This window comes from Citrobacter sp. Cpo142 (genome assembly GCF_030332425.1).
GTDB lineage: Bacteria > Pseudomonadota > Gammaproteobacteria > Enterobacterales > Enterobacteriaceae > Citrobacter > Citrobacter portucalensis.
In genome coordinates this window covers 182275-208670 of sequence record NZ_JAOWHW010000124.1, presented here as the reverse complement: position 1 = coordinate 208670, position 26396 = coordinate 182275, and the positions used below count along the sequence as shown (strand labels likewise).

The 26396-nt window shown below is 50.1% G+C and carries 25 protein-coding genes, 1 other RNA gene and 1 pseudogene; 14 read left to right on the top strand and 13 right to left on the bottom strand.

The window, feature by feature from the left end:
- Positions 1-37 precede the first annotated feature (37 nt).
- Positions 38-466, top strand: a complete 429-nt coding sequence (locus OGY18_RS14380; RefSeq protein WP_003828634.1) for a YhbP family protein — start codon at positions 38-40, stop codon at positions 464-466.
- 37 nt (positions 467-503) lie between these two features.
- Positions 504-1139, top strand: a complete 636-nt coding sequence (locus OGY18_RS14375; protein ID WP_003828632.1) for an NAD(P)H-binding protein — start codon at positions 504-506, stop codon at positions 1137-1139.
- 84 nt (positions 1140-1223) lie between these two features.
- Here OGY18_RS14375 and dolP read toward each other — a convergent pair whose 3' ends face one another.
- From dolP to OGY18_RS14355, 4 genes are read right to left on the bottom strand one after another with little or no spacing between them, the layout of a single operon-like run.
- Positions 1224-1799, bottom strand: coding sequence for a division/outer membrane stress-associated lipid-binding lipoprotein (gene dolP, locus OGY18_RS14370; protein ID WP_003024954.1), 576 nt, complete (start codon positions 1797-1799; stop codon positions 1224-1226).
- A gap of 9 nt (positions 1800-1808) precedes the next feature.
- Positions 1809-2399 carry a DnaA initiator-associating protein DiaA gene (diaA, locus tag OGY18_RS14365; RefSeq protein ID WP_003024948.1) on the bottom strand — a complete coding sequence of 197 codons (591 nt, stop codon included), beginning with the start codon at positions 2397-2399 and terminating at the stop codon, positions 1809-1811.
- A 34-nt stretch (positions 2400-2433) separates the two neighbouring features.
- Entirely contained in the window at positions 2434-2829 is a 396-nt protein-coding gene (locus OGY18_RS14360; protein ID WP_063941604.1) for a YraN family protein, read from the bottom strand.
- Entirely contained in the window at positions 2787-4838 is a 2052-nt protein-coding gene (locus tag OGY18_RS14355) for a penicillin-binding protein activator (protein WP_286553433.1), read from the bottom strand. Before OGY18_RS14355 ends, OGY18_RS14360 begins: the two co-directional genes overlap by 43 nt.
- Before the next feature lie 62 nt (positions 4839-4900).
- Here OGY18_RS14355 and rsmI point away from each other — a divergent pair, with 62 nt between their 5' ends.
- The 3 genes and pseudogenes from rsmI to OGY18_RS14345 all read left to right on the top strand — a co-directional run bounded on the left by rsmI (position 4901) and on the right by OGY18_RS14345 (position 6130).
- Positions 4901-5764 carry a 16S rRNA (cytidine(1402)-2'-O)-methyltransferase gene (gene rsmI, locus OGY18_RS14350; protein ID WP_003024942.1) on the top strand — a complete coding sequence of 288 codons (864 nt, stop codon included), beginning with the start codon at positions 4901-4903 and terminating at the stop codon, positions 5762-5764.
- 2 nt (positions 5765-5766) lie between these two features.
- A pseudogene (locus OGY18_RS27555) lies at positions 5767-5880 on the top strand (Fic family protein); the annotation flags it as partial.
- A gap of 22 nt (positions 5881-5902) precedes the next feature.
- A complete protein-coding gene (locus tag OGY18_RS14345) occupies positions 5903-6130 on the top strand; it encodes a winged helix-turn-helix transcriptional regulator (RefSeq protein ID WP_223240832.1) in 228 nt (75 codons plus the stop codon).
- Here the strand turns inward: OGY18_RS14345 and OGY18_RS14340 are convergent.
- The 8 genes from OGY18_RS14340 to garD all read right to left on the bottom strand — a co-directional run bounded on the left by OGY18_RS14340 (position 6127) and on the right by garD (position 14281).
- The gene (locus OGY18_RS14340) at positions 6127-6900 is read right to left on the bottom strand and encodes a DeoR/GlpR family DNA-binding transcription regulator (RefSeq protein ID WP_003828620.1); all 774 of its coding nucleotides are present in this window, start codon (positions 6898-6900) and stop codon (positions 6127-6129) included. The genes OGY18_RS14345 and OGY18_RS14340 overlap by 4 nt on opposite strands.
- 111 nt (positions 6901-7011) lie before the next feature.
- The gene (gatD, locus tag OGY18_RS14335) at positions 7012-8055 is read right to left on the bottom strand and encodes a galactitol-1-phosphate 5-dehydrogenase (protein ID WP_126317348.1); all 1044 of its coding nucleotides are present in this window, start codon (positions 8053-8055) and stop codon (positions 7012-7014) included.
- 44 nt (positions 8056-8099) lie between these two features.
- Complete coding sequence (locus tag OGY18_RS14330; protein ID WP_286553429.1) at positions 8100-9473, bottom strand: galactitol-specific PTS transporter subunit IIC; 1374 nt, start codon at positions 9471-9473, stop codon at positions 8100-8102.
- A gap of 4 nt (positions 9474-9477) precedes the next feature.
- Positions 9478-9762, bottom strand: a complete 285-nt coding sequence (gatB, locus tag OGY18_RS14325; protein WP_003828616.1) for a PTS galactitol transporter subunit IIB — start codon at positions 9760-9762, stop codon at positions 9478-9480.
- 29 nt (positions 9763-9791) lie between these two features.
- Positions 9792-10256 (bottom strand): PTS galactitol transporter subunit IIA, encoded by a 465-nt coding sequence (gatA, locus tag OGY18_RS14320; protein ID WP_286553427.1) that lies wholly within the window; start codon positions 10254-10256, stop codon positions 9792-9794.
- Positions 10257-10270: 14 nt separating this feature from the next.
- Complete coding sequence (gatZ, locus tag OGY18_RS14315) at positions 10271-11542, bottom strand: tagatose-bisphosphate aldolase subunit GatZ (RefSeq protein WP_286553424.1); 1272 nt, start codon at positions 11540-11542, stop codon at positions 10271-10273.
- 133 nt (positions 11543-11675) lie between these two features.
- Positions 11676-12530: a tagatose bisphosphate family class II aldolase gene (locus OGY18_RS14310; RefSeq protein ID WP_063941601.1), complete on the bottom strand. Its 855-nt coding sequence runs from the start codon at positions 12528-12530 to the stop codon at positions 11676-11678.
- A 179-nt stretch (positions 12531-12709) separates the two neighbouring features.
- Positions 12710-14281 carry a galactarate dehydratase gene (gene garD, locus OGY18_RS14305; RefSeq protein WP_126317350.1) on the bottom strand — a complete coding sequence of 524 codons (1572 nt, stop codon included), beginning with the start codon at positions 14279-14281 and terminating at the stop codon, positions 12710-12712.
- Between the two features lie 402 nt (positions 14282-14683).
- Between garD and garP the strand changes: the two genes are divergently transcribed.
- From garP to OGY18_RS14270, 7 genes are all read left to right on the top strand, one after another.
- Positions 14684-16018, top strand: coding sequence for a galactarate/glucarate/glycerate transporter GarP (garP, locus tag OGY18_RS14300; RefSeq protein ID WP_286553421.1), 1335 nt, complete (start codon positions 14684-14686; stop codon positions 16016-16018).
- A 15-nt stretch (positions 16019-16033) separates the two neighbouring features.
- Positions 16034-16804 carry a 2-dehydro-3-deoxyglucarate aldolase gene (gene garL, locus OGY18_RS14295; RefSeq protein WP_008785889.1) on the top strand — a complete coding sequence of 257 codons (771 nt, stop codon included), beginning with the start codon at positions 16034-16036 and terminating at the stop codon, positions 16802-16804.
- A gap of 30 nt (positions 16805-16834) precedes the next feature.
- Positions 16835-17725 carry a 2-hydroxy-3-oxopropionate reductase gene (gene garR / locus OGY18_RS14290; RefSeq protein WP_003828600.1) on the top strand — a complete coding sequence of 297 codons (891 nt, stop codon included), beginning with the start codon at positions 16835-16837 and terminating at the stop codon, positions 17723-17725.
- A 65-nt stretch (positions 17726-17790) separates the two neighbouring features.
- On the top strand, positions 17791-18936 hold the full coding sequence (garK, locus tag OGY18_RS14285; protein ID WP_032934186.1) for a glycerate 2-kinase: 1146 nt from the start codon (positions 17791-17793) through the stop codon (positions 18934-18936).
- Between the two features lie 32 nt (positions 18937-18968).
- Positions 18969-19345, top strand: an RNA gene (rnpB, locus tag OGY18_RS14280) — RNase P RNA component class A.
- A 49-nt stretch (positions 19346-19394) separates the two neighbouring features.
- Complete coding sequence (locus OGY18_RS14275) at positions 19395-21029, top strand: tyrosine-type recombinase/integrase (protein ID WP_233639276.1); 1635 nt, start codon at positions 19395-19397, stop codon at positions 21027-21029.
- Between the two features lie 320 nt (positions 21030-21349).
- Positions 21350-22051 carry a YagK/YfjJ domain-containing protein gene (locus OGY18_RS14270; RefSeq protein ID WP_079225949.1) on the top strand — a complete coding sequence of 234 codons (702 nt, stop codon included), beginning with the start codon at positions 21350-21352 and terminating at the stop codon, positions 22049-22051.
- A 322-nt stretch (positions 22052-22373) separates the two neighbouring features.
- On the opposite strand, the gene OGY18_RS14265 is transcribed toward OGY18_RS14270, so the two are convergent.
- Positions 22374-22952 carry a recombinase family protein gene (locus OGY18_RS14265; RefSeq protein WP_079225950.1) on the bottom strand — a complete coding sequence of 193 codons (579 nt, stop codon included), beginning with the start codon at positions 22950-22952 and terminating at the stop codon, positions 22374-22376.
- A 442-nt stretch (positions 22953-23394) separates the two neighbouring features.
- Here OGY18_RS14265 and OGY18_RS14260 point away from each other — a divergent pair, with 442 nt between their 5' ends.
- Positions 23395-25314 carry a FliC/FljB family flagellin gene (locus tag OGY18_RS14260; RefSeq protein WP_200055268.1) on the top strand — a complete coding sequence of 640 codons (1920 nt, stop codon included), beginning with the start codon at positions 23395-23397 and terminating at the stop codon, positions 25312-25314.
- 80 nt (positions 25315-25394) lie between these two features.
- Positions 25395-25919 carry a phase 1 flagellin transcriptional repressor gene (locus OGY18_RS14255; RefSeq protein WP_286553419.1) on the top strand — a complete coding sequence of 175 codons (525 nt, stop codon included), beginning with the start codon at positions 25395-25397 and terminating at the stop codon, positions 25917-25919.
- Positions 25920-26396 lie beyond the last annotated feature (477 nt).

Here is a 26396-nt window from a genome sequence, read left to right as displayed (position 1 = left end):
GATAATTTTCAGGCCTACAGTATAAAAGAGAACAGAAATGGAAACACTGACTGCGGTGTCTCGCTGGCTGGCAAAACAGCACGTCGTGACCTGGTGCGTACACCATGAAGGTGAATTGTGGTGCGCCAATGCGTTTTACCTGTTTGATGCGCAGAAGATGGTGTTCTATGTGCTGACTGAAGAGAAAACGCGTCATGCGCAGATGTCCGGACCCCGCGCGCCGATTGCCGGTACAGTAAACGGTCAGCCTAAAACCGTCGCTCTGATTCGTGGCGTACAGTTTAAAGGGGAAATCCGGCGTCTTGAGGGGCAGGAGAGCGAAGACGCGCGTAAAGCCTACAACCGCCGTTTCCCCGTTGCCAGAATGCTGCCAGCGCCCGTATGGGAGATTCGACTGGATGAAGTCAAATTTACGGACAACACGCTGGGCTTCGGTAAAAAGATGCACTGGCTGCGTGATCTATAGTTAGAAGAGTGATTGAAGACCCTGGGGAAGATAAGCGATGAGTCAGGTGTTAATAACGGGAGCCACGGGGCTGGTGGGCGGACATTTGCTGCGTATGCTGCTCAATGAACCCCGGGTCAATGCCATCACGGCACCAACGCGTCGACCGCTGGCTGATACGGTTGGTATCTATAACCCCCATGATCCGCAGCTAACCGATGCTCTGGCGCAGGTCACCGATCCGGTCGATATTGTCTTTTGTTGTTTGGGGACTACCCGGCGTGAAGCGGGCAGCAAAGAGGCGTTTATCCATGCTGACTATACGCTGGTGGTAGATACGGCCCTGACGGGACGTAGGTTAGGCGCCCAGCATATGCTGGTAGTGAGTTCGATGGGTGCCAATGCGAATTCACCGTTTTTTTATAATCGGGTGAAAGGTGAAATGGAGCAGGCGCTGATCGCGCAGAATTGGCCACGGCTGACGATTGTCCGGCCTTCAATGCTCCTGGGTGATAGGGACAAGCAGCGGACGAATGAGATGTTTTTAGCGCCGTTGTTCAGGCTGCTGCCGGGTAACTGGAAGTCGATTGAAGCGCGCGATGTTGCTCGGGCAATGCTGGCAGAAGCGCTGGCGCCTGGGCATGAAGGGGTTTCGATCCTGACCTCTTCTGAGCTACGCGAAAGGGCTAAATAAAAAAATGCCGGATGGCGCTGACGCTTATCCGGCCTACAAACGATTACGTTCTATAGGCCGGATAAGATGCCATTTACAGGCGTGTTACTTAATAAACGTAAAGGCTGTCGTGACGCGTTTCACGCCGCTTACCCGGCTGGCGATATCCGCCGCCGCCTTCGCTTCACGCTCGGTCACCAGACCTAACAGGAACACTTCCCCGTTCTCAGTCGTTACTTTCACGTTAGAGGATTTCACCTGATCGCTGGTCAGTAACTGGGAACGTACTTTGGTGGTTATCCAGGTATCGTTGGACGCATCGCCCAGACCAATTGGCTGGCCCTGACGGATCTCATTAAAGACCTCAGTCGTTCCTTCTACACCCATCGCAATCTGTTTTGCCCGCGCAGACAGTTCGCTATTTGGCGACTGACCTACCAGCAGCACTTTACCCTGATAAGCGCTCACGTTGATTCGCGCTTCTTTCTTGATTTGGGCATCTTTCGACAACGCCGTATTGACGCGTAATTCCAGGGTTCCGTCATCTACCTGGGTGCCGACGCTGCGAGGATCCGTCGCGGCTTTAGTCCCGACAGCTGCAGTTCCAACAACGGCGGCAGCGACACAGCCTTGCAGCAGCAGTGCAGCGATAATCACAGCAAGCGGCGAAAATGCCTTCATGTGTACTCCTTAATCATCCTGGTGAGGGAAAAGCGTGTTATCGATAAGATCGCAAAGGCAGTTGACCGTCAGCATGTGCATTTCCTGAACGCGGGCGCTGTGGTGTGAGGGAATACGGATTTCAACATCCTGTGGCCCCAGTAATCCGGCCAGTTCCCCTCCGTCATACCCGGTCAGCGCGACGATTGTCATGTCGCGTGTCACGGCGGCTTCAACGGCTTTTACGATATCGCGGCTATTACCACGCGTAGAGATTGCCAGCAGAACATCACCTGCATGTCCCAGCGCACGGACTTGTTTTGCATAAACTTCGTCGTGCAGGCGATCGTTGGCAATCGCAGTTAAGACCACATTATCAGTATTTAGTGCAATCGCAGGTAAACTTGGGCGTTCTGTTTCAAAACGATTGATCATGCTGGCAGCAAAATGCTGTGCGTTGGCAGCGGACGTCCCATTACCACAACAGAGAATTTTGTTGCCATTGAGCAGGGACTGAACCAGCGTCATGGCGGCACGGGAGATTGCATCCGGAAGTGCTTCAGCCGCAGCTATCTGAGTTTGAATGCTTTCTGTAAAGCAGACTTTAATTCTATCTAACACGCTAATCCTTAAGAACCAGGCTCTGAATCTTCAACTATGAGCGGTCGTTGAACGCGTCCTTAAACCACTCAACATCATTTCCGGTGAAGGCTAACACATCGAACCGGCAATCCACAGTATCAAAACTCCCATTGTGGCGCGCAAGCCACAAGCGGGCGGTCTGTAATAATTTGTGTTGTTTGCTCCGGGTCACACTCGCCGCCGCACTGCCGAACTGTGCTGAGCGTCGGTAGCGAACCTCAACAAATACGGTGGTGTTGCCTTCACGCATTATCAAGTCGATTTCGCCGCCACGTTCACGCACGTTGGCGGCGATAAAATGCAGTCCCTTGCTCAGCAGCCAGTCACGCGCGGTGGATTCCCACGCGTCACCGGTCTGTTTACTCGTTAACTGGCGGGGACGACTTGTCCTTGCTGGTATTTGAGCCATGATAACTTCCTGTTAATCACACAATCCTGCGTTGCGGTTAAGGCCCCGGTATTACCGTTAATTTCGAAACCCTGCACCTGACGCATTTGCGAGAAGTGGTTGGCAAGCGACCAGGCATCGACACCCATGGCATACATACGCGCCAGCGAGTAGTCGTTACGAACCGCGCCAAGCGCCTGCTGCATGAGAGGCGCGTTAGCGCCTGCCAGCATCGGAATTTCGCTGTACTGCAAGCCTTCCATCTCCAGACGGAAATCCGGGCCGGCAGTGCCCTGCGCACTACGAGAGCTGGCGTACAGCGTTGCTCCGCTCTGGCTGCCGTTGCGCATGGCGATCATCGGCTTAATAAATGCAATTTCTTCCGGCGTCGCCAGAATATACACGGCATCAACACGACCGCTACCGCCGGTGATTTGCGCATCGGTAGGTGCTGCCGGGATGGTCACACCGCCAATCGTCACGCCGGGTTGGGCTGGCACAGAGGAGGCCACCGGGCTGCCTGTCAGGGAAATCCCTGAGCCGCCGTTGACGCCCATTTTAAGTTCAGCGGTGGAGCCGAACTTCTGCTGCAATACCACGCCGCCACCCAGTTTTTGCCATTCCTGTGCAAAGGCGTTGGCAACGCGATCGCCTAATGAACTCCGTGGAATCAACAACAGCGGCGTCTGTTTTCCCTGATCGCGGATGTGGCGCGCGGCGTCGCGCGCTTCATCTTCTGGCGACAGGGCGAAGTAGCAGACGTTCGGCAGGTTTTTCACCGACTCCGGCTGGTTAAGCGCCAGGACGTTCAATGGCGTGTTGCTTTTCATCAGCTCTTCAACATTGTTCTTCAACAGTGGGCCAACCACGATGCTGGCGCCATCCTGCTGAACCTGAGTCAGGATCTGGTTCAGCGGCTGTGATGAAGTGTCGTAGATTTTCAGCTCAGCGGATGGATTCGCCGGTGCGCTGGCGGTTGTTGGCTGAGCGGATGCTGCGGGCTGCACAGCAGGGGTTTCTGGCTGAGCCGGCGTCTCGTTGGTCAGATCGCTTACTGACGCCTGAGAGGGGCTGGCAACGCCGTCAGTCGTTTGCGGCTGTTCTGTGGTGGTCGCGGCAGCTGGAACTGCGGCAGGTGCGACAGCAACAGGGGCTGCGACAGGTTGAGTGCCCATGTTTTTCGCAGCTTCAAAGCCTTGCTGAATAGTCCGGCCAAATACAGCGGCCTGACCGTTCAGCGGCAGCAGCAGGGCGATTTTGCTGGTGGAGGCGGGCTTAAAGCTCTGCACGTTAACCAACTGTGTTGGTAACAGTTTTGCCCCTGGGTTTTGCGGATAACGTTTCTGCCAGTCCGCAATACCGGCTTTCATCATGTCCGGATCGTTACGGTTATCGAACCAGACGCGCTGAAGATCCAACCAGCCTTGCAGCACATTTTCATCAGCATTGATGACCAGCGCCTGCGCTTGCTCCTGGGTCATGGACGACAGCGCCTGCCAGGTGGCGTCCATATTTTTCTGCTTAGCATTCGCGGCCAGCAGCGGTTCCTGGGCGATCAGGGCGCGCAGCAGCGTCAGAGATGGGCGACCCTGGTTGACGTCGATTTGCGCCTGCCAGTAGCGTGCCTGTTGGTTTTGATCGAAATCGGCGGGAGTTAACTTATCCAGCAGGGCCTGTGCGCCAGCGACATCTTTCTGCGCGAGCTTAATCTCGACGGCCAGCAGTGACTGCTCACGCTGCTGGGTATCGCTTAGCTTCTGCGGTAGCTGGTTAAACAGTTCGATTGCCTGCTGGCTCTTGCCTTCTTTCAGCAGTGCACGAATGGCGAGTAATTGCCAGTTGGTCTTGCTATCATCTGAGCTTTGCTGCATTTGTTGCAGATAAAAGCCGGAATCAGCCTGCGCAGTGCCCTGCATATGGGCTGCACTCTGGTCTGGCGCCTGGGTGCCACAGCCTGCGAAAATCAGTGCTGCCAGAATGACTGGTAGCGCGCGTGCGGCTTTCAAACGAGAAAATGTTGAGGGTACCATACTGTATCCAGTGATATTTTTTACTCAATGCTCAATATTAAATCGGCAATACGGACGACACAATGAAACAACACGAATCGGCGGATAATTCTCAAGGCCAACTCTTTATTGTACCTACTCCTATAGGAAATTTGGCTGATATTACCCAACGAGCGCTCGAAGTTTTACAAGCCGTTGATTTGATTGCCGCTGAAGACACTCGTCATACAGGATTATTGTTACAACACTTCGCGATTAACGCGCGTCTGTTCGCGCTACATGACCACAACGAGCAGCAAAAGGCCGAAACGCTGGTCGCGAAGCTCAAAGAAGGACAAAACATTGCGCTGGTTTCCGATGCCGGAACGCCGCTGATTAACGATCCTGGCTACCATCTGGTGCGTACCTGTCGCGAAGCGGGGATCCGCGTTGTTCCTCTGCCTGGTCCTTGTGCGGCGATTGCTGCCCTGAGCGCTGCAGGCCTGCCTTCAGACCGTTTTTGCTATGAAGGATTTCTGCCTGCCAAATCGAAAGGGCGTCGTGATGCGATGAAAGCCATTGAGGCAGAGCCGCGTACGCTTATTTTTTATGAATCTACCCACCGCTTGCTGGATAGCCTGGAAGACATGGTTGCCGTCTGGGGCGAATCCCGTTACGTGGTGCTGGCGCGCGAGCTGACCAAAACCTGGGAAACTATTCACGGTGCACCGGTCGGTGAATTGCTGGCGTGGGTCAAGGAAGATGAAAACCGTCGTAAAGGTGAAATGGTGCTGATTGTCGAAGGGCATAAAGCGCAGGAAGACGACCTTCCTGCCGATGCGCTGCGTACGTTGGCCTTATTGCAGGCAGAACTGCCGCTGAAAAAGGCCGCCGCGCTGGCTGCTGAAATCCATGGCGTGAAAAAAAATGCGTTGTATAAGCACGCGCTGGAACAGCAGGGAGAGTAAAAGTGAGCACCTACCAACCGCCTTTCGTGGTCACTCCATTGATCCTCATCCAGGTCATTGAAATTGCTGAGTTGATGGGGCATTGGGCTGCGATGGCTGGTAGGGCATCTCCTCTTTATCTCTGCTTTGCAGGAGGGATTGGGAAAACCATCAGCCTTGTCGGAAGAAATGTCGGCTGATTTACTGGATATAGACAAACGCATTCTACAAATATTGTCGAATCAGCCGAGCAGATCCGCCAAAGGTATCGCTAATGAGTGTGAAATCTCAGTCCGGACCGTAGAACGCTATCTGAAAGCGTTGCAGCTAAAAGGTAAACTGCAACGCGTTGGCGCGACAAAAGGGGAGATGTGGCGGGTAATTTAAACGACCAGCAGTTCAACGCCTGTTTTGGCCAGCGCTGATTTATCCTGTTTGCTGATACTGTCGTCGGTTATTACGCAGTTAATCTTTTCCATTGGCAGCACCTGATTAAAACCACGTCGATTAAATTTTGTCGCGTCCAGTACGGCAATGACCTTATGTGCTGCCGCCGCCATCACGCTACTAATCGAATAACCTTCGTTGAAGGTCGTAATACCGTTAGTAGCATCAATCCCGTCAGCGCCCACGAACATCAGGTCAGCGCTTATTCCTTGTAGGGAACGTTCAGCGATAGTGCCATGCATTGAATGCGTTTTGTGGCGCACAGTGCCGCCGCAGACGACCAGCGTAATGTCTTTGTTTTCCGATAACGTGAACGCGGCAGGCAGGCTATTGGTAATAACGGTGATATTACTTTTTCGGTTTAGCGCTTCAGCAATCAATAAAGTGGTGCTTCCGCTATCCAGAATTACGGTCATTCCTTCCTCAACCATTGCCGTTGCGGCCTGGGCAATCCGTTTTTTGGGATCGCTGGCAAGCTGATACCGATCTTCTAATAACACTTCCTGATTGTCACCTTCAGCCAGATGGCTTCCTGGTTTTGCCGCACCGCCGTGAAAACGGGTGACCAGACCCTTCTCTTCTAATAACCGTAGGTCGGCGCGAATGGTTACTTCAGAAATACCAAAGGTATTCGAAAGGTCCATTACCAGTACGCTGCCTTGCGTGTTAATCAGGTCGACAATTTTATTCCTTCTCTCAAATGAGTTCATATTGATTTGCCTGATAATTTAATTATCACTAGTTTAATCGAAGGATTGCGAAAGGTGAACGCTAAATTTCGAAAGTAAATGTGAGCCAGCGCAGGTTGCTGGCTCATGGGTTCAGGATAGTTTGAGTAGAATTTTTCCTTGCATCGGCGCGCCGTGGAGTGACTTGACGGTGCTGGCAAAGCTTTCGGCATCGCCAGTGTGAGCAATTAACGGCTCAAGCTGTAGGCGTTTTTCCGTCAATAAACGGGCAGCGGTTTCCCACTCTTCTCCAGGCCATGGGCTGGAATAGTTCATCCAACTGCCAAGAATGGTTAATTCTTTACGTAATATTTGCCCAAAGACACCTGAAGCAAGCGTCAGATCGTGATGCAATGTGCCGACTAACGCTAGTTGAGCACGAGGGCCTGCAATCTCAATCGACAGCGTCACAGTTTGCGGGGTTCCCGCTGTTTCCAGCACGAGTTGGTCAAACTGAATATTTTCCAGGCCCGCGTGGATCTCAGCCGCACTCATCTCACGACTATTAAACACATGGGTTGCCCCCAGTTCTTTTGCTAATGCCAGCTTTTGCGGGTTGATATCAATCGCCGTGATACTTTTTGCACCGAGTTCACGGGCACATTGCATTGCCAGCAAACCGATAGTACCAGCACCAACGATAATCACATTTTTCCCTTCGCATCCCTGAGCCAGATGAAAAGCATGCAGACCGACGGTAATCGGTTCAATGAATGCGCCATCATCAATCGGCATATCTGAAGGCAGGCGGAACAGGTTGGCGCGTTTTACAACCACATATTCTGCGTTCCCGCCTTCGCTTCGTGAACCGACAAACTGATATTGTTTACATAACGAGAAGTATCCCCGCTCGCACTGAGGGCAATGAAAGCAGGGAAGCAGCGGTACGCAGGCCACGGCATCACCGGGTTGTAAGTCGGTTACGCTTGCGCCGTAGGACTCAACATAACCACTGAACTCATGCCCGAGCGTGATTGGATAATAGTGCGCACCATGATTGAAGATACGGGGAATGTCTGAGCCGCAAAGCCCTGAACTGACCACTTTGACCAATACATCTTCATCAGTTTGCAGTTGTGGTATGGGACGTTCTTCAACGCGTACGTCGCCCTCAGCGTGAATAACCACTGATTTCATAAGTGTCTCCAGAAATGTGAAGGGGAGCAAATGCTCCCCAGAAATTAAGATGCGGTCTGGCTTTCCGTTATGGCTGCCGCTTTTTCAGCCGCCACGAAATTACGTGCCCGACGCCAGGTCAGCAATACACCCAACAGGTAAATAGCAGCGATGATGATGAAGCCCACCACGTTCTGCCAGGTGAAGAGCTGGATTAGCAGCCAGGTGATTGGGGAGCCGCCCTGATCCATTGAGGCCACCATGCCACCGGCTTTCAATGCGCCTGCATTAGCGGCAAGCTGGGTATGTAAACCAATAGTTTGTGTGGCTATCCACAGGGTGATACCCATAATGATGACGCCAGAGATCAGCGTGCGGAACAGGTTCCCCTGATGAACGGCTACCGCCATGGCGACAAAGAAACCAATGGTCGCGAGATCGCCGAATGGCAGAACCTGGTTTCCGGGTACCAGAACAGCAATCAGAATGGTCAGCGGGATAAAGATTAGACTGGCGGAAACCACCGACGTATGGCCGAGCAGTAGTGCAGGATCCAGACCGATTAAGAACTCCTGTCCGCCAAATTTTGCCTGCAGGCGTTTACGGGCATGTTTAGCAATAGGAGTCAGGCCATCCATAATCGGTTTAATGACACGCGGCATGAGCAACATAACGGCAGCCGTTTTCACCGCCAGTTGCAGCACAGCTTTAACGTCATATCCAGCCAGCATGCCGATCACTAATCCCATCACAAAACCGACGGTTACAGGTTCGCCGAAGGGTCCGAAGCGTTTTTGGACATCATCCGCGCTGAAATGAATGCGGTTCAGTCCGGGGATTTTTTCAATGATCGTATCAACCAGGACAGCTATCGGGCCCAGGTATGCCGAGGAACCGTGTGGAATGGCAATGCCTTCCAGGCCAAAAAAGTCGCGCGTGTCTTTGGCAAACCAGTCACCCAGTTTATAGACGAAGGCGGCATGAACAACCACGCCGAGAATGCCCAGCCAGTATGAGCCGGTCGCCAGATGCAACATGGCACCGGTAAACGTCATATGCCAGATATTCCAGATGTCGACGTTCACCACACGGGTCATGCGGGTAACCAGCATCAGGATATTCACCCCAATGGCGACTGGAATCGCAATTAACGCAATTTGCGAAGCCCAGGTCATTTGTGATGAGCCAGGCCAACCGACATCGATGACATGCAGGTTGATTTGAAATTGTTCTGCCATTGCTTTTGCGGCAGGGCCAATAGAGTCCAGCATCAGGCCGATCACCAGACCGATACCGACGAAGCCAATCCCGATATGCAAACCTGATTTAAAACAATCCCCGAGCTTCATTCCCAGCAATTTTGAGAAGATGATGATCACTAACGGCAGCATAACCGTTGGACCTAAGTCGAGGATATAACGCATTATTTCGCTAAACATGGCGTTACCCCACGAGGATAGTCAGTATTTTTTGCTGTAATGCTTCGATACCCACACCTGAAACAAAAGGCATGCCGTGGACCACTGGGATATCGCCAAACGTACGGTCAACGCGGGCGGTGGTACAGATAAGATCCGCTCCATCCATATAGGTTTCGATTTCTGTTACCCGACATTGAACCAGGTCGAGTTGGATATTGTTGGCTTCACAGAGTTCTTTAATTTCTTCTGCCGCCATTGTTGAAGTTGCTACAGCACCGCCACAGGCCACAATTACTTTACGTTTCATAGGGTATTCCTTTTATTATCAGTTTTTTATCAAGCCTGTGCGCAGGGCTCAGACTCAAGGATTTTTTCCCGAAAGAGCATGGCCAGTTCTGCATCAGGCGCATTCAGCAATGCTTCAATGGTGTTCGGGTTTTGTAGCTCACTAAACAGACGACGCAGGAGCTTCAGCTGCGCAGTCGGGTTCTCAACGATTAAGGCGATAATTAAAGAGACGGCTATCTCTTCGTCATCATCTGCTTGTTGAAAGTTGACCGGTGTATCCGGGCGAATCAGATAGATAGCAGGGGATATCGCATGCACAGCTTCACAATGTGGAATCGCAACGGCATGACGTTCCCGCGCTATTCCGGTTGGAAAAGTTGCTTCACGCTCAATCAGGGCCTGCGGATAGCTTTCATACACGACCCCTTTGGCCAGCATCTCCTCCCCAATATGTGTCAGCGCATGCTGACACGAGCTAAAGTTAATTCCTGTTCGAACAAAAAGTTGGCTCATATATTCTCCAGATTTCAGGCAATTACTGGTGCGCAACCAAAGCGATAGGCGCGCAGAACGTCCTGGATTTTGTCGATAATCAGATTGTGTGGTGTGGCGGTTAACGTCCCTTCAGTCAGGCGTTCAAATTGCACGGGCATAAACTGGCTAATGAGTCCCAGTGGTAAAGCGATGTCATTAAGGTTGGTGATTAATTTCTCTACACTTTGACGAATGCGGGGATGCGGCCAGTAGTAACGAATACGGTCGGAGAGGCTGAAGTGAATATCGACCATTGCCTGGCTCCAGGTTGGGCGATAATATTTTTTCCAGTAGTCCGGTTCATTCAACATTACTTCGTCAATTACTTCCAGAACCCGGCTCCGTTGTTCTGGGGAGATCAGTTCATTTTCCATTTGCGCAAGAGCAAAAATAGCTTCGCGCAGGGCAAAGGTGAGTGCCGGACCCACTTTCAATATTGCATAGTGATCGCGTACCAGAGCACGGTATGCCTGGCGGGTTTGATAATCGGTAGAATGCGCTTCGTAGACCATTGGTGTCTCTTTTATCCAGGCGGATAGCGCTTCTGCTGCTTGTGGTTGGTAGTGAATGATTTGGGTGTGATCGAACTCGACGCCGGGTTGAACCACAATGGCGATTACACGAGTTAACGCCTCTTCAAGCCCTAATGCGCGGAAGGCAACCTGATGGGTTTCCAGTGTCCGGGCGGCATCTTCTTCGTGTGTGACATGAACGGTGCCAATGGTGCTGGCTTCTCCGCCTGGTACGGGAACTTCTGTTCCAATAACGTAAGTCAGATGGTGTTTCTGTTCTTCGGTTGCCGTTGTTTCTGCGGCCTGGCAAAGTACGGCTGCTCGCTGGGCAACAACCATTGGATCTAACGGCGTTGGGTCGTCAGCACAGGACATCGAAGCATCAAGATGGATTTTGCTGAACCCTGCGGCAACGTAAGCTTTGATTAAGGCTACGGATTTTTCCATCGCTTCTGCCGCAGGTTCGTTTTGCCAGCAGTTAGGGCCGAGATGATCGCCACCCAGAATCAGCCTTTCGCGAGGAAAACCAACCGCTTGTGCGATGCTATAGACAAAGTCACGGAAATCAGCGGGTTTCATCCCGGTATAACCACCAAACTGATTAACCTGATTAGAGGTCGCTTCGATTAGAACTTTCGTGTTCGTATTGAGATCAAAACGTAATGCAGATTCAATAACCAGCGGATGGGCTGAACAAACAGAACAAATACCTAAATGCTCACCTGCTTTATGACGAGAGATTATTTCTTTCACTTCTATCTCCGATATCTTTTGTTTATCTTCATAATATTTTTGGATTGAAGGCAAAGGGTAAAAGCATCTTTCGTGATCCAGCTTTAAAAACAGACCTTTGTCAGAACCCGTACAATTCGAATTAATTAATCAATTACAACTTTCCTTCGCAGCCGCAGTCGGCAATCACCTTACGTACTACCTCTTTCATGGCCGCTTTTGCTGGCATCATGTAATGCCGTGGGTCGTTCGCATCGGTATGTGCGCTCAGGTAGGTTTTGAGTGCGCCGGCAAAGGCGATTTTAAGTTCGGTAGCGACGTTAACTTTGCAGACCCCTAAGGAGATTGCGCGCTTAATATCATGTGTAGGCAGGCCAGATGCGCCATGTAAAACCAGTGGGATATCAACGTGCTGACGAATCTCGGCTAGTCGATCGAAATCCAGTTTAGGTTCAGCGTTATACAGACCATGAGCTGTGCCAATCGCGACAGCCAGTGAGTCGATACCCGTTTTTTCCACGAACTCCCGAGCCTGTTCTGGGTGGGTATATAGCGCGTCTTTTCCGTCCACGATCAGGTCATCTTCTTGCCCACCCAGCCGTCCCAGCTCAGCTTCAACGCTAACGTCATAGCGGTGGCAGTAGTCTGTTACGTGTTTAACTAATGCAATGTTGTCGGCAAACGGCAGATGGGAACCATCGATCATCACGGAGCGAATGCCTGTAGTGACTTTCGCTTCAATATCGGTGGCGCTTTCATGGTGATCGAGATGGACGGCGAGAGGATGGTTCCAGCTTCTTGCCAGTTCACTGGCGATTGCAACGATGTTACCGACCCCGGCATAACTAAAAGTGCCAGGTGTGCCGGCGACGATCAACGGAGAGCGTAGTTCGGCTGCTGTTTCCACGACAACCTGTAAGGTCTCCAGGTTGTGAATGTTAAACGCCGGTACGGCATAGCCTTCTTGCTGCGCCTTCTTCAGCATCATTTTGCTTGAGATGATAAACATACTTCCTCCGAAGTCTTTCGATTTCTTTCTTCGAAATAAAGTATAGGGTTTCGTAACGTTTTTTTGTGATTTCGATCTGATAAATGAAAGTTTCGAAAGAAATGGGAGGTTTACGAAAGGTTGCGGCGAAAAAAAAAGCATGCCCGAAGGCATGCTCATTAAGAAAATACGGTAGATAATCAGGTCACTGGCGCCGGGTTAAACACCGCCAGCTGGTTATGCAGTCCCCACTGGTCCGAGAAGGTTTTCTTACGCCCGCTGGCGACGTCGAGAATAAATTCGAACAGTTTCAGACCCACATCTTCAATGGTTTCTTCTCCGGTGGCGATGGTACCTGCGTTAATGTCCATCAGGTCAAACCAACGGTTGGCCAGCTCGGTGCGTGTCGCCATTTTAATCACCGGCACGGCCATCAGGCCATACGGCGTACCGCGACCAGTGGTGAACACCTGCACGGTGATCCCGGAAGCGACCTGCTGTGTACCGCAAACAAAATCACTGGCGGGGGTTGCAGCGTAAATCAGGCCACGTTTGGTTGGACGCTGACCCGGCGACAATACTTCGACAATCGCGCTCTTGCCAGACTTGGCAATCGAACCTAGCGCCTTTTCCACCACGTTTGCCAGACCGCCTTTCTTGTTGCCCGGAGAAGGGTTGGCACTGCGATCCGTTTTGCCCATATCAAGGTAGTTATCGTACCAGGCCATCTCTTCGAGCAGGCGTTTACCGACTTCTTCGTTAATCGCACGCGGGGTCAGAAGGTGGATGGCATCGCGCACTTCTGTTACTTCAGAGAACATTACGGTCGCGCCGCAGCGTACTAACAGGTCGGAGGCATAGCCCACCGCCGGGTTGGCCGTCACGCCGGAAAACGCATCGCTACCGCCGCACTGCATGCCGACCACCAGTTCTGAAGCCGGGCAAGTTTCACGTTGGCGCTGATTGAGCTTTGCCAGATGATGTTCGGCCACTTGCAGAATATCGGTGACCATTGATTGAAAGCCGACGTGCTTTTCATCCTGTAGGCTGACGACGCTGGCGCTGTCGACCGGAATACTTTTCACATCGTGCGTGCCTTCCAGCAGGCGCTCTGGCTGCAGTTTTTCACAACCGAGGCCGATGACCATCACTTCGCCGCCAAAGTTCGGATTTAGCGCAATATTGTGAATGGTACGAATCGGAACGATGGCAGCTGGGGCATTAATCGCCACACCGCAGCCGTACAGATGATTGAGCCCCACCACACCGTCAACGTTCGGGTATTTGGGCAACAGATCGCGTTCAATGATTTTCACCACATAGTCCACCACGCCCGCCACACAGTGCACGCTGGTGGAGATGCCGAGCAGATTTTTGGTGCCGACGCTACCGTCTGCATTGCGGTAACCTTCAAAGGTGTAGCCCTCAAGAGGCGGCAGCGGCTCTGGCACTTTAGTTGCCAGCGGCAGCGTCTCCAGCGGCGGGGCTTTGGGCAGCTCAACCATTGATTCATCAATCCAGCTGCCACGTGGGATATGGCGAACGGCATAGCCTATCACTTCGCCATAGCGCACGATTTCGCCATGAACAGGAATATCCAATAGCGCCACTTTATGACCCTGGGGAATATGTTCAATGAGTTCCAGTCCGTCCGGAAAACGCGTTCCGGCTTTCAGACCATTGTCATTGACAATTATCGCCACATTATCTGTTTCGTGAACTTTAATATAAAACGCCGTTGGCGATTCTTGTCTGATTTCGATGTCGGCCATTGTCCAGTATTCTCCAACAAGGTGGTGATAATAGTGTGGATATTTATATTTTGAATCTAATTGTAAGTAATAAAGATTCGGTATCGTGAAATAAGAATGTCAGGAGTTTAACGTGAAGAATGTGATGATGATCACTTAAACTCAGCAAGGCCGCGTCGCCAGGGGTAGCAATACGTAAATGTGTGCATTAGCGCCCAGGCATGTGTGCATATGCCCAAAACATTAATTAAATAACGCTAGTTTAATGAGCGTTTGAACAATGATTAACGTTGTGTTGATGATTATACTAAATCACGGTTTCATAACGCCTGATAAATTATTATCTATTTCTATTATCGGTAATTTATCACGAAAAATACCCACAAAATAATAAAAACCTTTTATGTACCCGAGGTAAATAGAATGATATTGGATACAGTTGTCGAGAAAAAGAAAGGTACGCACACCCGTTATTTAATATTGCTGATAATATTTATTGTTACAGCCGTTAACTATGCGGACCGTGCGACGCTGTCTATTGCCGGAACTGAAGTGGCGAAAGAGTTACATCTCAGCGCCATCTCAATGGGTTACATTTTCTCCGCCTTCGGCTGGGCTTACCTGTTGATGCAAATCCCCGGCGGCTGGCTGCTGGATAAATTCGGCTCTAAGAAAGTCTACACCTACAGTTTGTTCTTCTGGTCACTGTTTACCTTCCTGCAGGGCTTTGTGGACATGTTCCCGCTGGCCTGGGCGGGTATTTCAATGTTCATCATGCGCTTTATGCTGGGCTTCTCGGAAGCGCCATCCTTCCCGGCTAATGCCCGTATCGTGACGGCCTGGTTCCCAACGAAAGAGCGCGGTACGGCATCTGCGATTTTTAACTCTGCACAGTATTTTTCCCTGGCGCTGTTTTCCCCGCTGCTGGGCTGGCTGACCTTCGCCTGGGGCTGGGAGCACGTCTTTACCGTAATGGGCGTGATTGGTTTTGTGCTTACCGGACTGTGGGTAAAGTTTATTCATAACCCAACCGATCACCCGCGCATGTCGCAAGAAGAGTTGAAGTTTATCTCTGAAAACGGCGCGGTCGTGGATATGGACCATAAAAAGCCGGGCGATGTGAAGTCAGGTGGTCCTAAACTGCATTATATCAAGCAGTTGCTCACGAACCGTATGATGCTTGGTGTGTTCTTTGGCCAGTATTTTATCAACACAATTACCTGGTTTTTTCTCACCTGGTTCCCGATTTACCTGGTTCAGGAAAAAGGTATGTCGATCCTGAAAGTGGGCATGGTGGCTTCGATTCCGGCACTGTGCGGGTTTTTCGGTGGCGTGCTCGGCGGCGTGTTCTCTGATTATCTGATTAAACGTGGTTTCAGCATTACCCTGGCGCGAAAGCTGCCGATAGTGCTCGGCATGTTGCTCGCATCGACCATTATTCTGTGTAACTACACCGATAATACCGCTCTTGTGGTGGCGCTGATGGCGCTGGCTTTCTTCGGTAAAGGTTTCGGCGCGCTGGGTTGGCCGGTGATTTCCGATACCGCGCCGAAAGAGATTGTCGGTCTGTGCGGTGGGGTATTTAACGTATTTGGCAACGTGGCTTCCATCGTCACCCCGCTGGTGATTGGGTATCTGGTGAGCGAGCTGCACTCATTTAATGCTGCGCTGATGTTTGTAGGGTGCTCGGCGCTGATGGCAATGGTTTGCTACCTGTTTATTGTCGGTGACATTAAACGTATGGAATTGCAGAAATAAACAAAGGTATAGGCGATGAATAACACGATTTTCCCGAATAAGTTTAAAGCGGCCCTCGCGGCGCAACAAATTCAGATTGGCTGCTGGTCTGCATTGGCCAGCCCAATCAGTACCGAAGTTTTAGGTCTGGCAGGTTTTGACTGGCTGGTACTGGATGGCGAACATGCGCCGAATGATATCTCGACGTTTATTCCGCAATTAATGGCGCTGAAAGGCAGCGACAGCGCGGCGGTAGTGCGTGTACCAACCAACGAGCCAGTGATTATCAAGCGCCTGCTGGATATCGGGTTTTACAACTTCCTGATCCCGTTCGTTGAGACGGAAGAAGAAGCGGTTAACGCTGTGGCGTCGACCCGCTATCCGCCGGAAGGTATTCGTGGCGTGTCCGTATCCCATCGCGCCAATATGTTTGGCACCGTACCGGACTACTTTGCGCAGTCGAATAAGAACATCACCATCATCGTGCAGATCGAAAGTCAGCAGGGCGTTGATAACGTTGACGCAATCGCGGCGACAGAAGGCGTTGACGGTGTCTTCGTCGGACCAAGCGATCTGGCCGCGGCGCTAGGCCACCTCGGCAATGCGTCACATCCTGATGTGCAGAAAGCTATCCAGCACATTTTTGCCCGCGCGAAAGCACACGGCAAACCAAGCGGCATTCTGGCCCCGGTAGAGGCGGATGCGCGTCGTTATCTGGAGTGGGGCGCGACGTTTGTTGCCGTTGGCAGCGACCTTGGCGTGTTCCGTTCAGCCACGCAGAAACTGGCTGATTCTTTTAAGAAATAACCACCATCGACAGTAGAGAGAGATAAAGACATGACAATGAAAGTTGGTTTTATTGGCCTCGGTATTATGGGTAAACCAATGAGTAAAAACCTCCTCAAGGCAGGTTACTCGCTGGTGGTTGCTGACCGTAACCCGGAATCCATTGCGGAAGTAATTGCCGCAGGCGCTGAAACCGCCGCCACGGCGAAAGATATCGCTGAGCAGTGTGATGTGATCATCACCATGCTGCCGAACTCTCCGCATGTTAAGGAAGTGGCACTGGGTGAAGGCGGCATTATTGAAGGGGCGAAACCGGGCACAGTGCTTATCGACATGAGCTCCATTGCACCGTTGGCCAGCCGTGAAATTAGCGACGCGCTGAAAGCGAAAGGAGTGGATATGCTGGATGCGCCGGTCAGCGGCGGCGAGCCAAAAGCGATTGACGGCACGTTGTCGGTGATGGTCGGCGGTGATAAAGCGATTTTCGACAAGTACTACGATCTGCTGAAAGCGATGGCAGGCTCCGTGGTGCATACCGGTGAAATTGGCGCGGGTAACGTCACCAAGCTGGCAAATCAGGTGATTGTGGCGCTGAACATTGCCGCGATGTCTGAAGCGCTGACGCTAGCGACCAAAGCGGGTGTGAATCCGGATCTGGTGTATCAGGCGATCCGTGGCGGGCTGGCAGGCAGCACCGTGCTGGATGCGAAAGCGCCGATGGTGATGGATCGCAACTTTAAACCAGGTTTCCGTATTGACCTGCATATCAAAGACCTGGCGAACGCGCTGGATACTTCTCATGGCGTTGGCGCTCAGTTGCCGCTGACTGCTGCAGTCATGGAGATGATGCAGGCGCTACGCGCAGATGGATTGGGTACAGCCGATCACAGTGCGCTCGCATGCTACTACGAAAAACTGGCGAAAGTGGAAGTCACTCGCTAACAAGAAGGGCGCGGATGTGCGCCCTGTATTTCTTGCCTTGCGCGGCACTGTCAGGCTACATAACTATGAAAATCGTAATTGCCCCAGACTCTTATAAAGAAAGCCTTTCTGCCACCGAGGTAGCTCAGGCAATAGAAAAAGGATTTCGGGAAATTTTCCCCGATGCGCAATATGTTTCTGTTCCGGTTGCCGATGGCGGCGAAGGAACGGTCGAAGCCATGATTGCCGCGACGCAAGGGAGTGAACATTCAGCGCAAGTAACGGGGCCGCTGGGCGAAAAAGTGAATGCCTGCTGGGGCATGTCTGGAGATGGTAAAACCGCGTTTATCGAAATGGCGGCAGCCAGCGGTCTGGCGTTGGTGCCTCCTGAAAAGCGCAACCCTTTAGTCACTACGTCACGCGGTACCGGAGAGCTGATTTTGCAGGCGCTGGATAGCGGTGCGCAGAGCATCATTATTGGCATCGGCGGCAGTGCGACCAACGACGGTGGCGCGGGTATGGTGCAGGCACTGGGGGCAAAACTTTGCGACGCCAACGGGACTGAGATTGGCTACGGTGGTGGAAGCCTGATGAGTCTGAACTCCATCGATATCTCGGGTCTGGATCCGCGCTTAAAAACCTGTTCCATTCGCGTGGCCTGCGATGTGACTAATCCTCTCATCGGCGATTCTGGCGCTTCGCGCATTTTTGGCCCGCAGAAAGGGGCGACGGAAGAACGCATTCTCGAACTGGACCGTAATCTGTCTCATTATGCCGACATCATTAAAAAATCGCTGCGGGTCGATGTGAAAGATGTGCCAGGCTCCGGTGCGGCAGGCGGAATGGGCGCGGCGTTAATGGCTTTTTTAGGTGCCGAGCTGCGCAGCGGTATCGAGATTGTGACCCAGGCGCTCAATCTGGAAGAGCATATTCACGACTGTACGCTGGTGGTGACTGGCGAAGGGCGGATCGACAGCCAGAGCATTCACGGCAAAGTGCCGGTCGGCGTGGCGAATGTCGCGAAGAAGTACCACAAGCCGGTTATTGGTATTGGTGGTAGCCTGACGCGCGATGTGGAGGTAGTGCATCAATATGGTATCGATGCGGTGTTTAGCGTATTGACCAGCATCAGCACGCTGGAAGAGGCCTTCCGTGGGGCATTTGATAATATTTATCGCGCCTCAAGAAACATCGCTGCCACGTTAGCGATAGGAATGCGCAGTGCGGGGTGACATTGCCCCGCAAACCCTCTATACTGCGCGCCGAAGCTGACCAGACAGTCGCCGCTTCGTCGTCGTCCTCTTCGGGGGAGACGGGCGGAGGGGAGGAAAGTCCGGGCTCCATAGGGCAGGGTGCCAGGTAACGCCTGGGGGGGAAACCCACGACCAGTGCAACAGAGAGCAAACCGCCGATGGCCCACGCAAGTGGGATCAGGTAAGGGTGAAAGGGTGCGGTAAGAGCGCACCGCGCGGCTGGTAACAGTCCGTGGCACGGTAAACTCCACCCGGAGCAAGGCCAAATAGGGGTTCACAAGGTACGGCCCGTACTGAACCCGGGTAGGCTGCTTGAGCCAGTGAGCGATTGCTGGCCTAGATGAATGACTGTCCACGACAGAACCCGGCTTATCGGTCAGCTTCAACTCATTCAAAAACAATACGTTGGTGTGTCTCAGGCCGTAATAGGTGAAAATGTGACACAAACTGTGATACAGACGAGGCACACCAACGGCTGTTCCATCCCGAATATTCTAAAGCGTGGCAACCGTTACAGCCTTCATTTTAGACTGCCTTCAGGCGGTTTCTTTCGTGTGTCGCTGGGCTGCGATTCAGCCAGTAGAGCAAGATTTATATCTTCCCGTCTCTCGATGTTTATTTCTCTTGTAAAATCATCCAAGATGGAAGCAACGCTATTAATGGATATAGTGCAGAAAATGAAGAAGTTAGAACAAGACGATATTGATAAGTATTTGCTTGAAATTCAGGCAGGTTTTTATGCCGCAGCGAAAAAAATCCCCTCTACTGTACGTAGTACCTTGCGAAAATCAGGTTCATTGGCCCGTGAAAAACGTATTGCTCTTGATGTTGGATTGCTACTTGATGGAACCTTCAAACAAGATGTTGAGCCGCTATCGACAGATTCAGTTATAGAACAACTTGGTAGCCAGTTTGATCTTACGGGCATGGAGGATGAAATCGATAATGTGGCTTCACAGTATGACCTCCTCTGGAGACACTATTGCGATGCACATATAGCCTTTATGGATCAGCGACATTCTGATTACCAACAGATTGTTAACTCCATGCGTCCAGACAACCACTATGCGCCTACCGTAGCCGATAAACTTGAAGAATCATTGGCCTCTGGGATTACTTTATCTAAGGCATGGCAGGGATTTCTCGCATTTAAGCCTAATTGGGTGCCTAAGATTCGACAGGGTAATGAGAAATATTATGAAGTGATAGAGATGGTTCTTGGTGCTGATACGTTAGTTACTGAAATCACTCGGCGCGATATTAAACACTTGCTTGAAGTCGTTGAAGGTCTTCCTCGCCAAAACAAGAGGCCATACAACAGGATGACTATCCAGCAATGTTTAGATTTGGATGAGGTTCCAGAAGAAGACTTAGTTTCATCAAAAACGGTCAAAGATTATCTGAAACTTTGTCAGGGGTTATTTTCAACCTACCTGACCAAAGAAGAGGATATTCTTGAATTACCGCCTACAAACAACGTCAAGTATGAAGCAAAAAGTCACAGCTACGGCCATTACAATCGTACAGAAATGAGAAAGATGGTAGAACACTTCGCGACATTAGATGGTTGGAATAAATGGGGTTTTTTGTTGCTAGCGTATACAGGGGCCCGTCGTTCTGAAATCGCAAAACTGAAGGTTTCAGATGTGCGCTTGGACGACGATAGCCAACGGTATTACATCATGATCGGAGATAGTAAGACTGAGGCGGGGATTCGGCAGGTTCCTATCTCAAAACGTTTGATCAATATGGGTTTTTTGGATTATTTGGATAGCAAACAGGCAGATGCCAACTTGTTCCCAGAAATCACTAATACAAGTCAGGTAACGCGGTTTTTCCATGCGATACGTGAGCAATTGGGTATTGATTATCTTGATGATTATAAAAATAGACGTATTGTGCACAGCTTACGTCACACTTTCGTAACTGAGATTCAGGCAAAGCACACCCTCACACTTGTTCAGCAAACGATAGGCCACGAACATTCAAACCAAGGGCAAACCAAGGTTTACACGGGCAAGATGAAAGTTTCGGATTTGCTTCCAGTTGTTGATAGTGTTGATTGGTTTTAGTGATAGTCATTCTAATTCAATGGGGTTGCTGGACCGTAGCCAAGAACTTATCGCTTGTGAAGCATTGAATTAGGCTATAGCAAAAGCGGAAAAATGGCAGAAACAAACCTGAAAAATGCCGACGAAGAAAATAATCATTGAATTGAAATAAAAAAAACAATATGATTCTTGGTTAAGTTTTGTTTGTGCCATGTTTTCTGAGTAAAAATAAACAAACATTTCTGTCCGTAAAAGCCAGCGCCGGTGCCTGCTCGGGGGCCATCCCTTATGCTCGTCGCGTACTGGTTTTTATTATTATCTTAAAGAGAGATATCTGGTAAGTGGGGGTTGTTATTTCTGTTCTTAATGAATTGTCATTAACTCAGTACATCTCGCATCACCGTGACAGTAGTGGGCGTTACTCTCTGATCCATAGCCCCGTTTATTCACTTGGTGGTCTCGAATACCAGCTCAACCACGACCCGGATGACAAAAACAGCAACCCCATCCGTAAAGAGATCATAGATAAATTTATTACTCAGCTCCGCGCCATGCAGTCACACTACCGTGAAGTCTATGGTTTTCGCTTTGACCTATCAGTGCCGGAAGAAATGAGCACTAAGGAAAGCAATAAATTAATCAGCGAACTGTTCACCCGCCTGCGTGGCGAGTTTACAGCGAAAGCGTGGAGTAATCAGCCAATCAGGAAGTTTGCCTACGGCTGGGTTCGCGAAAAAGAAAAGGCGAAACAGGTACACTATCACTGCTGGATTGCCCTGCCTTACTTCCAAGTCAGAACGGCAGGCTTTGGTGATGATGGAATGATCGGGCGTATCAGCCGGATATGGACTGACCTGACAAACGGAGTTTCAAGGGTTCATCTTCCACATGGCAGATATATAATCAGGCAATGTGACCATGCTTCACTGGTGGAGATGGTTAAGCGAATTTCTTATCTTGCCAAGAATCGCGGAAAATCATCTGATCAGAAAGGACAACCAAAAATGTTTTCCAGTTCCAGATTACAAATGAAAGCATCCTGAATACCATAATCGTTAAATCCTTCGCGTAATGCTCTCTACGGCCTTCAAATCAGAAGGTAGTACCTTCGCATTACCCACGCCACAAAAAGCGCTCACGATAGCGCTCATTGCGTTTAATAATGCCTTCTCTCATATATCACGGCTTAACTTTTAAAAATAGCACCACATCTTTATCTTTTCCACGTAGATTTAAGCTGGTGTGCGGCTCCGCTGGATTTACTGTCGCCGGAATATTTCGAATTAATTGACCCGAAAATAGCCATAATTAAGCCTCAAACGTTGGCAGGGCAGCATCTGAATCTGAGTGAAGACAGGTTAAATCTTACGCCTCTTTGATGTTCCAGTTTCGTTTGATAGTCGGGAGACTTAAATTCAGTGCTAACGCCGCTTTGGACTGACTCAGCCCCTTAGCTCTGGCTTCCTGTACACGCTGAAGGGTATCTGCCGCAACCGGACGGCCTAACTTCTTCCCTTCCTTCCTGGCTCTTACTAATCCTTCTTTTGTGCGTTCAATAATGCGGGATTTTTCGAACTCCGCAAACGCTGAAAACATTTGTAGCATCAGCTTCCCTTCCGCCCTGGAAAGGTTACGCACAGGCAGATCCAGCGACACTACATCTATCTCTTTTTCTACCAACATCGCTATAGTTTGCTGCACATCGATGTTGTCACGACCTAAGCGATCTAGCTTCAGCACCACCAGTCGATCCCCAGCTTCCAGCTTATGAGTAACCATATCGGCAAAGCCTTTACGCTTCATTGCCTGTACGCCACCGGATACCGTCTCCGAGACAACACGATTCTCAGGCACTTCATAACCAGCCTGACGAATCGCCATAATCTGGTTTTCTGTTGACTGTTCGCTGGTAGACACACGGCAATATGCAAATGTACGGCTCATAATCGCTCTCCTGATTGGTATCAAAAACGGTATCACAATCAACTAGTGGTATCATAATGTCAATGTGCTAATTTAATGATACTAATTTAGGGTAGGGTTTACTGGTGTCATAAAACGTTCGATTGTTGACACTAACCAGGTCAATGTCATTGGCCTGTATGATATTTGTAAAAGATTGAGAGTTGCCTTTTGAAGCTGGTGGAGCATGCTTGACTGATCTGGCAATCGCTTAGCAATTTTTTGTTAAGTAGCAAAAGAGAGTAAGACTTGATGAAAAAATTCACATAATTGGTTATGTACTGTTAGCTGCTCTTAGTTTGCTAAAAACCAAATAAAAACAATAGATTGATAAAAATGAAAAAAAGATAAAGTTTAGGCCAAAGTGGTCGATAACTTGAATGACACAGGTAAGCCTGACTTATATACCCAAAAGGAAAATTTTATGGCACAAGTTATCAACACTAACAGCCTGTCGCTGTTGACCCAAAATAACCTGAACAAATCCCAGTCTTCCCTTAGCTCCGCTATTGAGCGTTTGTCTTCCGGTCTGCGTATCAACAGCGCTAAAGACGACGCCGCTGGCCAGGCGATTGCTAACCGCTTCACCTCCAACATCAAAGGTCTGACTCAGGCTTCCCGTAACGCCAACGATGGTATCTCCATCGCTCAGACCACTGAAGGCGCGCTGTCTGAAATCAACAACAACTTACAACGTGTTCGTGAACTGTCAGTTCAGGCAACCAACGGCACCAACTCCCAGTCCGACCTGGACTCTATCCAGAATGAAATCACCCAGCGTCTGGGCGAAATCGACCGCGTATCCGGTCAGACTCAGTTCAACGGCGTGAAAGTGCTGGCGTCCGACAGCTCCATGAAAATCCAGGTTGGTGCGAACGATGGCGAAACCATCACTATCGACCTGAAAGAAATCACCTCTAAGACTCTTGGCCTGACTGGCTTCAACGTGAACGGTAAAGGTGAAGTAGCGAACAAAGCTGCTACTGCAGATAGCCTGACGCTGGCTGGCTTCGCTAAAGCCGGTGTTGCTAACGCAGATGGCAGCACAACTTTCAGCAAAGACGTAACATATAACAAAGCAACCTCAGCGGATGTACTGGCTTCTTCACAGGATAAGGACGTTATCAACTCCGGGACAGCTGGAGCTAAGTTGGGTCTTGCTGCTGACGGTGCTAACTACAGGTATAACGCAGCCACTAAGTCCTATGGTTTCGACTCCACTGGTGCAAAAGCAAGCGATACTCTGAACTTCCTGGCACCGAACGCGGGTGATTCTTTCACTGCGAAAGTGACCATCAATTCTAAATCTCAGGATGTTAACGTCAGCAAAGACGGCACCATCACTTCAACTGATGGTAAAGCACTTTACCTGGATGCGAAAGGAAACCTTACTCAGACTGGCAATGGTGCAACTGCTCCGGCCACTTGGGATAAATTAGTTGCTAACACGGATAGCACTGGTAAAGACGCTCACGGTAATACTGTTAGCACTGCTGTTGCGACTACCATTGAAGCAAAAGGCATGACAATCAAAAGTGCTGGTGGCAACGCTAACACAGTGAGTCAGGCTACGTTCTCTACTGCTTATGCTACCAGTTATGATACCGCATACGCTGCTTATCTGGCAGTTAGTGGTCAAGGAACTGATTACACAGGCGCTGCAGCAGCTGCTAACACTACTGCAACATCAGCAGGTAATAATGCTGTAACCGCGCTGGCTGCTGGCACTGTTAAAGATACTGACACCGTCAATGTGACTGGCGCTAAAGTTACCGCTGACCAGATGGGCGCAGCGCTGAAAGACCAGAGCTATACACAGACTCGCGGCACGACTCAGTATGCTGTTAATGGTTCTACCGGTGCGGTGACCTATGACGCTGACACAGCTGTTGTGGGTGGTGCTGATCCTGCTTATGTTAACAACGATCGCGCCCTGACCACCACTGATAAAGAAACCGTGCATTACTACGCGCAGGCAAACGGCAACGTGACCAACGCAACGGGTTCTAAAATCTACCAGACTGCTGATGGTAAACTGACCACTGCAGAAACCACCAAATCAGAATCCACCAAAGACCCGCTGAAAGCGCTGGATGACGCTCTGGCTAAAGTTGACTCCCTGCGTTCCGACCTGGGTGCTGTGCAGAACCGTTTCGATTCTACCATCACCAACCTGGGCAACACCGTTAACAACCTGACTTCTGCTCGTAGCCGTATCGAAGATGCTGACTACGCGACCGAAGTATCCAACATGTCCCGTGCACAGATCCTGCAACAGGCTGGTACTTCTGTTCTGGCACAAGCTAACCAGACCACGCAGAACGTACTGTCTCTGCTGCGTTAATATAGTTTATAGTACTAAGCCCCGTGATTGCGGGGCTTTTTTGTTTAATGTGCTAAAACTGGTTCTAAGGTACAACTGTTATGAATGATATCTCATATGGTCGAGAAGCGGAAAAATGGCCCCGTGAATATTCTACGCTTGCTCGCAGGATACAATTTCTACGCTTCAATGATTATCCTGTAAAGTTGGTAAGCGGCAACGGGCAATCAATAATCGGTTATATTTCAAAGTTTAATCAGAAAGAAAATATGATCTTGGCATCTGATGAAGCTAAGGGAAGCAATAGGATTGAGGTAAAACTTGAGTTTCTCACATCACTCGAAGAATTGCCGATTGGCGAAAGTTTAACCGCAAGACTTATTGCTGCTGATGTTTTTAATGTTCAGCCATGTGACCCAACAAGGAAAGACTTTTTCTCTATCTGCAATAAGTGCTTTAAACAAGGGGTGGGTATAAAAGTACATATGCTAGATGGGCGTATTCTGATAGGGGAAACAACAGGCGTTAATGCTTGTCAAGTCGGAATGATTAGACCTAATGGCAACCATATGCAGATCATGTTTGACTGGGTTAGCAGAATAACCTCCTCAGATTACTCTGATTAAACCTTCATATTATCAGTTGGTTATCAATATTTTCAAAAGGATATTTGGTCAAGAGAATGAGTAGCTAATTCAATAAATATGGAGTCGTTTAGCTGATCTTGCATCTTGTTTTGTTTTCAACATGACGTTACGAAAGGAGGCCGCTAGATGCAGCCCCTGAGATGGGTCATCGGATATCTTTCATTCTGAATTTGTACGTTACGTCGTCAGAGTCCGCGTGTAACTCTTTCACTGTGAGTTCGTCATTTCGAACCATAAACACCACATTAAATTCAACATTACCAGTGCCCCGCCAACGGTTAGAACTTTGACCTGACTCTGTCCAAATCACGTTGTCATCAGATAATTTACAGTCGAATGAAAAACGCTAGTTATCCGAAGGGCGCATGTATGAAACAGTAAACACTCCAGCCGTTTTCGTTTTGGCTACTTGAGTTTTACCCACACTCTCTGCAAGACCTCATTGCCATGATACAA

Coding starts and splice junctions, on each gene's coding strand:
- gatB (WP_003828616.1), bottom strand. CDS start 9,762: ATGAAACGTAAAGTAATTGTGGCCTGTGGCGGTGCTGTAGCAACTTCA.
- garK (WP_032934186.1), top strand. CDS start 17,791: ATGAAAATCGTAATTGCCCCAGACTCTTATAAAGAAAGCCTTTCTGCC.
- OGY18_RS14255 (WP_286553419.1), top strand. CDS start 25,395: ATGAATGATATCTCATATGGTCGAGAAGCGGAAAAATGGCCCCGTGAA.
- OGY18_RS14360 (WP_063941604.1), bottom strand. CDS start 2,829: ATGGCTCAAATACCAGCAAGGACAAGTCGTCCCCGCCAGTTAACGAGT.
- OGY18_RS14260 (WP_200055268.1), top strand. CDS start 23,395: ATGGCACAAGTTATCAACACTAACAGCCTGTCGCTGTTGACCCAAAAT.
- OGY18_RS14340 (WP_003828620.1), bottom strand. CDS start 6,900: ATGAACTCATTTGAGAGAAGGAATAAAATTGTCGACCTGATTAACACG.
- gatA (WP_286553427.1), bottom strand. CDS start 10,256: ATGAGCCAACTTTTTGTTCGAACAGGAATTAACTTTAGCTCGTGTCAG.
- gatD (WP_126317348.1), bottom strand. CDS start 8,055: ATGAAATCAGTGGTTATTCACGCTGAGGGCGACGTACGCGTTGAAGAA.
- dolP (WP_003024954.1), bottom strand. CDS start 1,799: ATGAAGGCATTTTCGCCGCTTGCTGTGATTATCGCTGCACTGCTGCTG.
- OGY18_RS14380 (WP_003828634.1), top strand. CDS start 38: ATGGAAACACTGACTGCGGTGTCTCGCTGGCTGGCAAAACAGCACGTC.
- OGY18_RS14330 (WP_286553429.1), bottom strand. CDS start 9,473: ATGTTTAGCGAAATAATGCGTTATATCCTCGACTTAGGTCCAACGGTT.
- OGY18_RS14265 (WP_079225950.1), bottom strand. CDS start 22,952: ATGAGCCGTACATTTGCATATTGCCGTGTGTCTACCAGCGAACAGTCA.
- OGY18_RS14375 (WP_003828632.1), top strand. CDS start 504: ATGAGTCAGGTGTTAATAACGGGAGCCACGGGGCTGGTGGGCGGACAT.
- garP (WP_286553421.1), top strand. CDS start 14,684: ATGATATTGGATACAGTTGTCGAGAAAAAGAAAGGTACGCACACCCGT.
- OGY18_RS14355 (WP_286553433.1), bottom strand. CDS start 4,838: ATGGTACCCTCAACATTTTCTCGTTTGAAAGCCGCACGCGCGCTACCA.
- garD (WP_126317350.1), bottom strand. CDS start 14,281: ATGGCCGACATCGAAATCAGACAAGAATCGCCAACGGCGTTTTATATT.
- garL (WP_008785889.1), top strand. CDS start 16,034: ATGAATAACACGATTTTCCCGAATAAGTTTAAAGCGGCCCTCGCGGCG.
- garR (WP_003828600.1), top strand. CDS start 16,835: ATGACAATGAAAGTTGGTTTTATTGGCCTCGGTATTATGGGTAAACCA.
- OGY18_RS14310 (WP_063941601.1), bottom strand. CDS start 12,530: ATGTTTATCATCTCAAGCAAAATGATGCTGAAGAAGGCGCAGCAAGAA.
- rsmI (WP_003024942.1), top strand. CDS start 4,901: ATGAAACAACACGAATCGGCGGATAATTCTCAAGGCCAACTCTTTATT.